Here is a 12105-nt window from a genome sequence, read left to right as displayed (position 1 = left end):
AAAGCACCCCTTATCTCATGGTATAAAGAATACGGTTCCCTCCAAAAGAGGGGCCTCCAAGAGCCGGGGTCTTACCCCCGGCATTTTTTTGCAAAAATGGAGGCCCATCATGAGCGAACTCTCCGTCTTTGTTGACGAATCTGGCGACCTCGGAGGCGTCTCCAACTACTACCTCGTCACCCTCGTTTTTCACGATCAAAACGATGCAATCGTTGAACGCATTGACCGCTACGAGCGCGCCCTGTCGCAGTCCTCGCTTCCCAATACGCCTTTTCATGCAGGACCCCTACTGAATGGAAACGGCGACTACAAAGATCTTCCCAAGGAGCAGCGAAGGCACATGTTGAGCGCATTTCGCGCGTTCATTCAGCATCTCCCCATACGCTATCTCTGTCTGCAATACCGAATGAGCGAATTCGCCGGCAATCAAAACGGTCTCGCGGAGAGAATGAGGCGAGACCTCACAGTTGAACTTTTCGACCATCTGAAATTCTTCCAGCGATACGACACCGTTAAGATTTACTACGACAACGGCCAACCGATTGTAACGGAGGTCATTCATTCTGCGCTTGAGTACGTTCTAGCAAGGGATGTCATCGTATACCGAGAAGCCACACCACGAGCCTACCGGCTATTCCAAGTTGCTGACTACATCTGTACGATCGAGCTAACGGCTATCAAGTTTGACAGCAAGGAAGATACAAAGACTGATCGGCTATTTTTTGGAACCCGAAGGACGTTCAAAAAGGGATTTCTCTTATATCTCAGGAAGAAAAGGATGAACTGACCCGGGGTCACCAGTCGTCAGACGCTCCGCAGTCGTCATCGACGGCAAAGTCTCGGAGGTCGAGGCCTTCGCGTTCGGCTCGATCTAGGAGTTCTTGGGGCGACTCATCCTCGATATCCATCACGTCGAGCATGGCGGCCGGAAAGCCCACGCCCGCCGCAGACCCCGCGCGGTCGAGCAGGCTCTCGCGCAGCTGATCTACGTCAACTTCGATCTTCATGATGAAACCTCCTACCAGGCCAGGACCCCTACTCAGCAGCGCCAAGCTCATCCACGGCAGCAACAAAAGCCGCAACCTGCTTGTCGTCCATCTGTGCAGCCAAACGTCCCACGGGCTCATCGTAGGCGAACTGCACCTTATCGATAAAGCAATCCCAAGCACGCTCATCCACACGCACGGCGGCCTCGCAATACTGGCTGAGCTTTTTAAGTCCATACCAAAACGCATTCACATGGCGCGCAGGATCCTCATCCAGCACACCATCGTAGCGACGCCCGTTAAACTCGCGCATGCGCGCCACGGCAACCTTGAGCGAATCGCCGCCCTCGGCAGAAGCCCCATCCACCAGCTCGGGAATCGCAACCTCATGCCGAACAGTATGCCTGGTTGCACCATCGTACTCGCCCACCAGCACGTCCTCATCAAGCCGAGAATCGTAGTCCAAATAGCTCGTACCACAACAAATGCCGTGCGGCGAGCCCGTGCCAAACGCGCAGAACAACCCGCCGTCGGCAACAACACGACGGTAGGTCTCAAACGACTTCTTAACCTGAGCGAGCAACTCGGAAAGCTCCCCGGCATCGCACGCCGTCTCGCACGCAGCGCACGCAGACTCGGGCAACGATACCGGCTCCACCGTGCTCCCCGCAACGCGGGTGGCGCGCTCGGCCCGATACGCCTGCGCCGCCAAGCGCGCTCGCTGCGCAGCGCCGCGCACGTTGGTAAGTTCACGCTCCAACGCCACGTCACCAGCAACATCGCCAGCCAAATCGCCCGTAAACCCGTCAGTGCCCAGCGACCCCGTCGCACTCAGCTCGGACTCAAACGTCGCTGTGATCATACCCGCAAGGTCCGTCGCGTCGGCGGCACAACGCAACTGCTCCAACTGCGTACATAGCAGATCGGCATCCAGGGGCACGGCATCCACAACGCGCACGTCACTCAGGCGTGCCACGTCCTGCAGCACCATAGCCCCCGCAGCATCGTACGCCGCGCGCACCTTTTCCGCCGTATTCGCACGCAGCTTTACCTCGATAAACGCAAGCGTCTGCTCCAAACGGGCCAGCAACTCGGCCTTGTCCTCCATGCGCAAAAAGGCAGCATAGCGGCGCTCCATCCGCAGCGGACCAACAATGCCCGCCCGCTTGCGAGCGCGTGCAAGCGCGGCGCCCTCAACACGGCGAACATACCCGTCAACAGCCCGCACGGCAGACTCGCGCGCAGCGTGCTCAGAAGCCTCGACGCCCCTAAGCACGCCCAGCAGCTCGCGGGAGCGCGCCCTGCGCACCAGCTCACCGCGATCGTACTGCTCAAGCGCCGTCTGACGCTTGGCTACTGACTCAAAGCCAAACAGCTCGTCGAGCAACTCGCCAACAGAACGCTCGCTCGCCATGGCAAGGCCTCCCTACTCGAACACGCCAACACGCCCGCGGGCCCACGCGCACGCAAGCCCGCACGCCCGCACTCCTACAGATCCAGCGCCTTCTTCGCGGCATCAACCGGGTCACCATCCATGTAGAACACCGGACTCAGTCCCGAAATAATCTCGGACGAAACACTCTGCAAGCCCGCGATGGCGCTCAGCGGCAAAATCACGCGCTTGGCGCCGGCGTTTTTGGCCACGCGCATAATGTCCTCGAGCCCTCGGATCTCGTCCATAGAACCCGACATGCGCAAGATTCCCGGAATCGCCAGCGCGGGCATCACCGGGCGGTTGCACGCCGCAGAGCAAAGGCCCACAAACTCGGCGAGCGAAACTTCCTCGGACAGGCCCTTGCTCTGCAGGTCGTTGTAGAACAGCAGATAATCCTTGGAGCCAATGTGCATGCCCGGCGCCACGCGGTTCGCCAGGTTCACAAAGTTGTCGAACGCGGCTTCCAGCGTATCGCGCACCGGCTTGTTAAAGGCCACGCCCTCGTGCTTAAACTTGCACTCGCCGGCAACGGCCTTATTCTCCAGCTTGTACACGGCAACCTCGCCGCCCTGCGACCTGCCCACGCCAAACACGTGGCCGGACAGCAGCGGCCCGTCGGGAATCAGCGTGTCCTCGCTCTGCTCGGGCACGCGCACCACATGCACATCCTGCGGGTTGTCGGCATCCATATAGCCCAGGTTAACGTCGATAAACTCGACGCCCGCCATAATCTTGAGCTGCTCCTTTACGCGGCGACGGCCCTCGATGGCGTAATCCAACAGCCAGCGCACGTCGTCCTTGTCCATGGCTTCGTCGGGGAACAGGAGCTTGGCCAGGCCGCTAAAGGTCTTGCGCACGGCGATCTCGTCGCGCTTGTTAAAGTCGCTGTTAAAGCGGAAGTAACGGTCGATATGGTGCGTAAAGTCCTTGCGGCGCATCTCCTTGCAAAACTCCGACAGGCAGTCGGTGATCAGGCCATAATGCCCGGTCAGCAGGCTCGACCGCATCTTGGGAATCTCCCAGCCCGGCAGGTAATAGTGGATACGGTCGAAGAAGGCCGAATCGTTGTTGAACTCCGGCGGGAACGGGTCAAACAGGTGCGTGGTCTTAAGGACGTTTTGCACGGTGTCGTTGATGTTGCCCTCAAAGACCATGGAGGCATCGGCGTTAATCTGGTCGCGGGCACGCGCGTAGCTGCCGCTGGCCATGTAGTCCTTCATGATCTGCACGGCGTTGGTGTCCTTAAAGCGCATGCCGGCGACCTCGTCGAACGTCACGCAATCCCAATGGCCCACCAAGCCCACGCGATCGGCGCGCATGGAGTTCATGCGGCCGAACAGGTTGGCCGTGGTGGTCTGGCCGCCCGAAAGCAAGATGGCGTAAGGCGAGACCTCTTTGTAGATATGGCTCTTGCCGGTGCCGCGGGGACCAAGCTCGCACAGATTGTAGTTGCGCTCGATCAGCGGCACCATGCGCTCGATAAAGTGCAGGCGCTCCTTCTCCGAAAGCTCGCTGGGCTCATAGCCGGCAGAGCGCAGCAGCATGTTGAGCCACTCGTCGCGCGAGAAATACTGACGCTCCTCGATCATGGCGTCCAGGTCCAGGTTGGGCATCTGGATGGGCGTGAGCGACGCCACGCTAAACGGAGAGTCCTCGGGCCCGCGCTTTTTGCGCTTGGCCTTGGAGCGGCGAGGCGCATCGTCGCCAAAGACTTCCATGCCAAACTCGTCTTCCTCTTCCATGGGACGACGATACTCGATGCTCATAATGCACCAAATACCACCCTGGAGAATCTTGGAATAGTCGCGCACGTACTCGGCAGGCATCACAAACGGCTCAATGGTCAGGTTGGCAAACGACGCCACGTAGATGTCTTTGTACTCGTCGAGCTCGGCCGTCACCTTATCGATGATGGTAAAGCGACCCAGCTCGCGAATCTTGGACTTAATGCGCTCGGACTCGTCGGGACGCACGTAGTTATCGGTGAGGATCTTGCGGATGCGCCCCAGGCCCTCCGCCACGGCATCCTCGTCGTCGGTTGAGCAGTACATACCCAGCAGGTACTCCAGCACAAAGGTGGGCACGTTGGCGCCGCGCTTCATAAGGGCCGTCAGGTCCTTGCGCACGATCTTGCCAGCAAAGTGCTCAAGCAGCTTGCCGTCCAACCCATCCATGTCGTAGCCGTCGTCCTCAGGAGCCTCGGCCACAGCCTGATCATAACCGTCGGTCGAGAATTCGTCCTCGGCGTTCACCGCAGCCTCAACGGGCGCGGCAGCAACCGGCTCCGGGGCAGGCGCAACAGCCTCAGTCGCCGGGGCCTCCGCAGCAGGTGCGGCCTCCGCAGGCACCACACCCTCCACCGGCACATCCACATCAATCGAGGGAACTTCCCACAGATCGTCGTCATGGTTATCAAACATAGGGCACACTCCTAAAAACCAAAGTCAGCAACAGGGGCAAACGAAACAGCGATGGTGTACGTCTCGCGCCAAACGATCTTGCCCGTCTCGCGCTCGCGGCAGACCAGATAGTACGGACCCTTTGCCGAGAATCTATCCGCCGCACGCAGCGCAAACTTGGCATGCACTACGCGCTCTTGCGAATTAACGGAAGTCTTGTTGGCATGCGCCTTGACCGTATCGCTCACTTCGTTGCCGCTTGCGTCGGTAAACACCAGCTCATACTCGCACGGCAAGACCTTGCCTTGGGCGGGTTCTTCCTGGATCAAGTTGACCGAGAAGAGCGAGTTGGTCACTCGGCGTCCCTCGCTTAGCACGCGCAGCGTCGCCACGCGCGTATCGACAAAGTCCTTGGAACCCGAGCGCGCACGCCAAAATCCGATAACGGGCACGCAAAGCTCCTGCAGGCTCATGCCGCCGTGGACGTAGTTGTTAGTGCCACCGGGACGCTTGAAGTGCACGTTCTCGCGCGGGGCAAATCCCTCAAAACCGGCACCTAAACGTCCCATGCCAACATTAACAAACACCTCGCATGCCTCTTCCGAAAGCTTGGCCACGGCCTCGTTGGGCACCACCAGATGACGCTTGCCGTGCATGACAGGAGCGTCAAGGAAGGGTAGGTCTGGCTTGCCGAGCATCTGGCACTCGTTGAGCTCACGACGCGTGTAGATGAAGCCGTGATCCGCCGTTATAACAACACGCGCGCCCGGGGCGTCGGTGCACACGCGGCGCGCCAACGCGGCAAGTTCCTCCACGGTGTCCGCGCAGGCATCGAAAACGTCATCCTGCGTAGCTGCCTTCTCGCCCGTGGCGTCGATCTTGTTGTGGTAGAGATAAACGAGCCTGGAGTCTTTGAGCAGCGCCTTGCGCTCGGTTCCCGCCATGTTGAGGTATGCGCTCGAGCGCAAAGCGCGGGCCGTGGGCTCAACGTGGGTAAGTACGGCCTCGCGCTGCGGAGTCGTCGCAGTGGGCATGCCGTCAGCCAACACAAACGCGCCATCCTCTGCAAGCTCAAGCACCTGGTGCGGCAGCAGCGCAGGCATGCCCACCTCGGTAATGGAGGGAAAGACCGCCTGCATGCTAGAAACCTTGACGTTGCCGCCGCGTTCGCGCTCGAGCAGCGCCGCAACGTCGCGGGCAACCTCATAGCGCAGCGCATCGCTCACGATAACGACCGTTGTTTTGGCAGAACCCACAAAGGCGGGCAGCACATGCCAGTAAAACTCATCCTGCCGTGCGGGACCATCGATGTAGCCGCAATCGGCCCACTCCCCTTGCGCAGCAGCCGCCCAGCAGGCATTGGCATCCGCCAAGAACCAGTTGCTGTAGAGATTCTCCGCCCAGTCCGCCACGGCGCGGGCAGGTTCCTCGAGCGCATCGCACTCGACGGAGCGTGCCCGCAGATACGCGGTGCACATATGGCGATAGGCAGCGTCCATGGCATACCAATCGGACGAATAGGCATCCCACACCTGCTGGGACTGCGCCAGATGGAACCCGCCCGCGTGCGTCTGCCTAAACGCGCACATATCGGCCACAGCGACAAGCAGGTCAAAGTAGCTCTCGACACGACGGTACCAGCTTAGGTCGCAGCGACGCGCCACAAAGGCACGCGCATCCTCAACACGGTCTGCACCTTGCGCAAACGAGCAGAACAGCTGCGAGAGCACAGCCTCATTGACGCACGGAAACACATCAAGCGAGGTCAGCACATCGATCGGCAAGGTCTCGAACCGTGCAAAGAGTCCGCGGGCGTCCTCAACCAAACGGCAAATCTCAAATAGGTCCTCGCTCGATGCCTGGGTATCGGCGGTCTGGTCCCACGTACGCACCGCCTCAAGGCAATAGGGCCCGTAGGCGGGAGCCACATGGCTCTCAAGCCCCTTGAGCGCTCCCTCGGGAAGCGCGGTGGATGCCGCCGTAAGGAGCACATGGGATGCAAGCATAAGCAATGAGTCACGCTCGTAAAGCGGCCCATCAAACCCATAGCAACGCACGATGAAGGCAGAGAGTACATCATGCACGCAGTACTTGTCCACCAACTCGGCCAGCGCCTCGGGACCCTCGTGCAGCAGCATGGTCATACAGCCACGCAGCACAAACGCGGGGCGCGCGTCACCAAGCTCTTTACCGCCAAAAATCACCGTAAGGATGCCGAGTTCGATATCGGATGCGCTCGAGGCATGCGGAACACACGCGGCAAACTTAGCGCAGCGGGTCTTGGCATCAAAGAACGTCTTGTGCTCGCGCAGGCTCTCGCGCACGGCGTCGATATTCTCGATGCCTAGCTGATCGGCCAAAAGCGAAAGATAGTCAGCCTGGAACTGATCGGCATACAGCTCAACATCGGCAAGCCAATCACCCTCAAGCCTGCCGCGCGGGCAACGGCGATACAGCAAGATATCGCTCACAAGGTCATCGCGGTTGACGAGCTTCTTGACGGCAAACATGCGGCCCTCGCAGGCTTCAACAAACCGCACTGGGCGCTCAAAGTCACCGTGAGCGGGCATAACGCTGTCATCAGTCCCCGCACCGTCGAAGCCCTCGGCGGCCAAACGTTCAAACTCAGGAGCAAACTCGCCGTCCGCATCGTGCCAAACCACCACACGGCGGGGCATGCATGCGAGCAACGGTTGCAAAAACCGCAACTTGAGCTGTTCTTCTACATCGATCTTGGGCATGAATATCCTTACCGTATCTGCAGTTACTTAATCTTTGCTAGCACATCCTGAAACTTGGCGTAGTTGACCTTGACGCCGTCATCCAGGTCGATCTTAATCATCTGGTCTGCCAAGTGGTGCAGCTTCTCCTCGTAGCCAATGGTCTCTTTGAGCTGGTCGTTGAGCTTTTTGACGCGCTTGTCCAAGCGCACGCGCTCGCCGCGCTCGGCACCAACAAGGGCATCGTTGGCATAGCCGATCTGGGCACGGTAGCGCTCCTGCTGCTCATGCACATAGTCGGTGCGGATGCGAGCCAATAGGTCAGGCTGGTAGCGATGCATGTAAACAAGACACTTGAAACCGTTCTTCTTACCGCTGTCGAACAGCCAGTAGATGGGGCGCTTCTTATACGTCTGGCAGTGGTCCTTAAAGAAGTCCTTCAAAAAGTAGCCGCGAATCACCTCGCGCGAGGCTCCCCTGCCGCCAAGGGCCTCGGCAATAAACGCGAGGTTCTGCTCGAGGGTCTCCTCGCCATACACCGTGCGCACAAAGTCGATAAAGTAGCGCACGATGTCGTCGTCAAAGTACTCGTCGTCGGTGATGGGCAGCACGTTATCGGCATCGGGCATAAAGGTCACATGCGCGGGGTCGGGCATCTTGGCCAGATAGTCGGTAACAGTGGCGCCTTGGTCTGCCAGCACCAGGCCATCGACATCGAGCGAATAGCGGCCAAACATGCAGCCCACGGCATAGCTTATGAGCGAGGTAATCTCGTCGCGCTTGGTGCGCACGTACTTGTTGCCCTTGTAGCTCTCCGGAATCTCTTCTGCCGTATCGAAGATGCGCGCCACCGAGACGTACTTGTCCTCGACCTCGATGGGCACCTCGCCCTCCATGTTGTAGATCTTGGCAAAGATCCGGTTGAGCTCCTCCTCGTTGGCGCGAAGCTGCTCAAAGCGAGCGTTGACCTCGGCCTTGCGAGCCTCGTATTTTTCTTGAAGTAAAGTGGCCATATTTGACCGCCCTCTCATTTAAAAACGCCGACTAATTTCATTTAAAAGGTCACTTTCGAGAGACAGCGAGTCTCTTTGCAATAAAAAACGTTAGAAGCTCATTCGACACGCCGTTCTTTGCAATCAAAGATGAAGCATCTCTTACTCACGGATTTGCGTCACCAGTAAGTTCCCATTTTCGATTAGAACGTGAATAAGCAATAAGCCCTTGGGCCTTCAGCTCGCCAAGCAATTTATCTAAATTACGCTTAGATAGCTCACAGTCCTTCCCGAGATCATCTTTATTTGAGTAGGACCCACTCGAGATTCGAGACAAAACCAATTGACGCTTGTTTTCCCACTCCCGTTCTGAGGTCTCTTTCTTGCGGGCAATTTCTTCCGCCTCATATATAGCCTCGGACTTAACCACAGCAATCCAATCAATGAGAGTGCTGCATTTAAGAAATAAACGAGAACTCACCTCAAATGAATCCGCTCCAATGAGATCTTTTCCTGGCATACCGTTTTCAAAAGCAATGAAATCCACACCGTTCTTTTCGACCAATTGAAAGCGACAATGTGCCAACGAATTTCTAATAATCCGAAATAAATCAAGCACAAAATTGCTGTTGATGAGCGCCACAACGCGATTTGAGGTACAAGTTGAAGCAAAATTGCCAGGCATATCAGCATCAACAAACCTATTTTTCATCTCTTCTTTTCGTGTGGCCGTAAATAGCGTCGACCCATCGCAGAGATTGGCCACTTCGGTAGTGTCGAGAAAGTTGGTGTAGAGTCCCATCCGAAGCGAGTCGGCCCATCCATAATCGAGAAGCGATATCCCTCTGCTACTCACACCTTTACAAGGAGATTCAACCAGAAAAAACTGAATAATAGAACCCATGACATCGTTATGGTCATTAACCTTAACAGCCTTTATCCAGCTTGGCTTAGGTTCGACATATTCAATTTTTGTCTTATCGACAGGCTTGCGCCTCTTCTTTTCAGCCATGGCGATCACCTAGACAAGAGGATTACGTTTAAAATCCCAAGAGGTTTCAAACGAATCGTAGTCCGCCTTTGAAATTGAGCGAGATTCTTCAACGAGTGAACAGACAGTCGGCTCGGCAGCCTCATCTTGGATGATTGGCAACTGACCGATTTGGCCTACCTCAAAGTTTAGAGTCGGCGACATAAACGCCAAATCAATTTCGGCAATGGAACAGTTGCAGAAAGCCTGGATGTATCGGAGCTCGTTCGGCTCCGCAAAAAGACATGCTCCAGCTACCTCAAAAAGCATCCCTCGAGGCGCAAACCTAAAGGAGGCGAGGCTGGAAGAAATTTTAGACCAGGAAACTGCGGGCTTGAAATAGTCGTTCTGGTTCTTGATCACAAAATCAGGTGTAGAGAGATAACTATACTTGGACAGAATTGCTTCCTTCATCTCCCGACCGTCATCAAACCAGTTAACCACCTCGTCGTAGTCACCCCACCACTTTCGATAGGAGCCGCCCCGAATAATCGGGAACCAACGGGAGCCACTCTGCTTTGCCTCAGGCCTGCCGCTACAATCTCGCGATGTGTTGGAAGGCGCTACTTCCCACCATTTCCTCAAAAAGCGGCCATTATCGCTCGTCGCCAAGCCCTGTCGCGGAGTAGCAACAGCATCGAGCCTCCTTCCTTTTGTGAACGATTCAACAAGGGCATCACTGGCCCAGTAGGCTATGGGGGTGCCGGGGATCTGCCTGAAGGTCTCGGCGTTGCGGCGGTAGAACCAGCCGCAGTCGGGGTTTTGGATTGCCTCGAGGGCCTTGGGAGCCTGGACAGCGGCGCCAACGAAGTCAGAAAGGCGCACGTAGCCTCCCTTGTAGCCTTTGATGAGTGAGTTGTGAAACGTGTAGGTGCAGATGGGCACAGTCGCGCCAGCGAAGCCCGAGTACTCAAGTTGAATGAGGGAGGTAAGCGTTCTGTTGTCGATAATCTCGTTGCGGAGCTTCTCATAGCTTCCGATGAACATCCAGACGAAAGGCGACATGACTCCGCACTCGCCGTGGTCCTTGGCGAGACTGAACATGCGAACGACAAAGCTGGAGAAGAGGTCGCTCTTCACGTCGGGGTAGTTCTTCTTGACCCACTTGCTCATGAAGGGGTTAAAGCTGCTGCTGCCCATATACGGAGGATTCGCAACGGTGCAGGTAAAACGACGGGACAGCTTCTCGCAGATGGCGGCAGCGCTTTCGAGCTTAGTTTTGGCCGTAGCGGCAAAAAGGTCATCGGAACAACTCGCGGCGGCAGCCTTGAGCTCGTCGATCTCGTCCTCTGAGGGATTGAGCAGCGAACCGATCTCGCCCAAATGACTCAGCTCCTCGGCGAGCTTCTTGTTACCCGGCAGCTCGTCCTCCCCTAGCGGGATGCTCGAGAGCACGGTAACGTCGGCGCGAACGCCACGCCTAAAGAAGCGACGGTCGTGCTCGCGGGCGCACATGGCAAGCGCCAGCTCCGCGATCTGTGCCGCGCGGGAATCGATTTCCATACCTGCAAGGTTTTTAGTAAGAATGAGCTCGGGAATCTCGCGCTCACGATAGCCGCGCTCCTCGTACATATGGAAGAGCAGCTCAAACGCATAGACCAAGATATGGCCCGAGCCGCATGCGGGGTCGCAGAGGGTTATCTCCTCGGGACTCGAAATGCGGATGAAGTCCTCGTGCTCAGCATCGGGCTCGATGTAATACTCCATGCGCTCGCGTAGCGAACTCCCCGGATTGTTGAGCATCCACAGACGGCCGAGCGAGTTCTCGACCATATAGCGCACGATCCACTCGGGGGTGAAGAGCTGCGTGGCGGGCGCGATGTCCACCGCCGCTGCCTTGCGCTTGGACTTGAAGAACTCGTCTTTAACGTCGGCATTGTAGTACTGATACATCCAGCCCAGAACGGTCACGCCCTCGCGCCAGTCCTCGTCAGCGAGGATGGCATTGAGTTTGCCCACCACACTGTCAGCCATCATGAGGCCCTGGGGCAACAGCAGCTCCATGGCTCCGCCCACGCGTTCAAAGACGCCCGCCAGGCAATCGGCAAGCTCCTCGCACTGAGCAACAAACAGGTAGCGCCACAACGGTTCATCCAAGCCCGCCATCTTGAGCTCGGCTATGCGATCGGTATCGGCCGTCGTTATTTCCACGTCCAGTGCGTTCTCCACGGCCTCGCTGCCATGGCTGCCGTCCGCACGACTTAGCATGCGCATACGGCTGGGAAGCCATCCGCGTGCATCCATGAAGCGAATGGCCACGATGCGGTTGAACCAGGTGTAGGCCGCACGGTCGCGCAGCGCTTCGTGACCCACCTCCGCCTGCATGCGCAGCAGTTCGTCGCGTTGCTCAATCTCAGCCGGACTTAGGGGCAGGCCGTTGACGGTCTCGGACCCAACGGGCGCGGGTGCAGGTTCGGTGATGCCGTAGCGCACCATCTGTGCCTCCACGCCTTTGATGAGCTCTGTACGGGCCCAGGTGCAGAAGCTCTTAAGAGCAGAATCGTTCATGGTTGATGAGCCTTTCTAAACGCCATAAGCCACCG

8 protein-coding genes are annotated in these 12105 nt (G+C 57.5%); 1 reads left to right on the top strand and 7 read right to left on the bottom strand.

What is annotated here, in order from left to right; translation table 11 throughout:
- The first annotated feature begins 109 nt into the window (after positions 1 to 109).
- Positions 110 to 787, top strand: a complete 678-nt coding sequence (locus RX395_RS06045) for a DUF3800 domain-containing protein (RefSeq protein WP_316366234.1) — start codon at positions 110 to 112, stop codon at positions 785 to 787.
- Positions 788 to 794: 7 nt separating this feature from the next.
- On the opposite strand, the gene RX395_RS06040 is transcribed toward RX395_RS06045, so the two are convergent.
- From RX395_RS06040 to pglX, 7 genes are all read right to left on the bottom strand, one after another.
- Complete coding sequence (locus tag RX395_RS06040; RefSeq protein ID WP_316366233.1) at positions 795 to 1007, bottom strand: hypothetical protein; 213 nt, start codon at positions 1005 to 1007, stop codon at positions 795 to 797.
- A 28-nt stretch (positions 1008 to 1035) separates the two neighbouring features.
- A complete protein-coding gene (locus tag RX395_RS06035; protein WP_316366232.1) occupies positions 1036 to 2400 on the bottom strand; it encodes a hypothetical protein in 1365 nt (454 codons plus the stop codon).
- 74 nt (positions 2401 to 2474) lie between these two features.
- Positions 2475 to 4841 (bottom strand): protease Lon-related BREX system protein BrxL, encoded by a 2367-nt coding sequence (gene brxL, locus RX395_RS06030; protein ID WP_316366230.1) that lies wholly within the window; start codon positions 4839 to 4841, stop codon positions 2475 to 2477.
- Positions 4842 to 4852: 11 nt separating this feature from the next.
- On the bottom strand, positions 4853 to 7561 hold the full coding sequence (pglZ, locus tag RX395_RS06025) for a BREX-1 system phosphatase PglZ type A (protein ID WP_316366228.1): 2709 nt from the start codon (positions 7559 to 7561) through the stop codon (positions 4853 to 4855).
- A 23-nt stretch (positions 7562 to 7584) separates the two neighbouring features.
- Positions 7585 to 8553 carry a BREX-1 system adenine-specific DNA-methyltransferase PglX gene (locus RX395_RS06020; RefSeq protein WP_316366226.1) on the bottom strand — a complete coding sequence of 323 codons (969 nt, stop codon included), beginning with the start codon at positions 8551 to 8553 and terminating at the stop codon, positions 7585 to 7587.
- A gap of 145 nt (positions 8554 to 8698) precedes the next feature.
- Positions 8699 to 9544, bottom strand: coding sequence for a hypothetical protein (locus RX395_RS06015; protein WP_316366224.1), 846 nt, complete (start codon positions 9542 to 9544; stop codon positions 8699 to 8701).
- A gap of 9 nt (positions 9545 to 9553) precedes the next feature.
- Positions 9554 to 12070: a BREX-1 system adenine-specific DNA-methyltransferase PglX gene (pglX, locus tag RX395_RS06010; RefSeq protein WP_316366222.1), complete on the bottom strand. Its 2517-nt coding sequence runs from the start codon at positions 12068 to 12070 to the stop codon at positions 9554 to 9556.
- Between the last annotated feature and the right edge of the window lie 35 nt (positions 12071 to 12105).

The organism is Collinsella aerofaciens (genome assembly GCF_032584215.1).
Taxonomy (GTDB): domain Bacteria; phylum Actinomycetota; class Coriobacteriia; order Coriobacteriales; family Coriobacteriaceae; genus Collinsella.
Note: the sequence above shows the minus strand (reverse complement) of the source record. Positions and strands in the feature narration are given on the sequence as shown.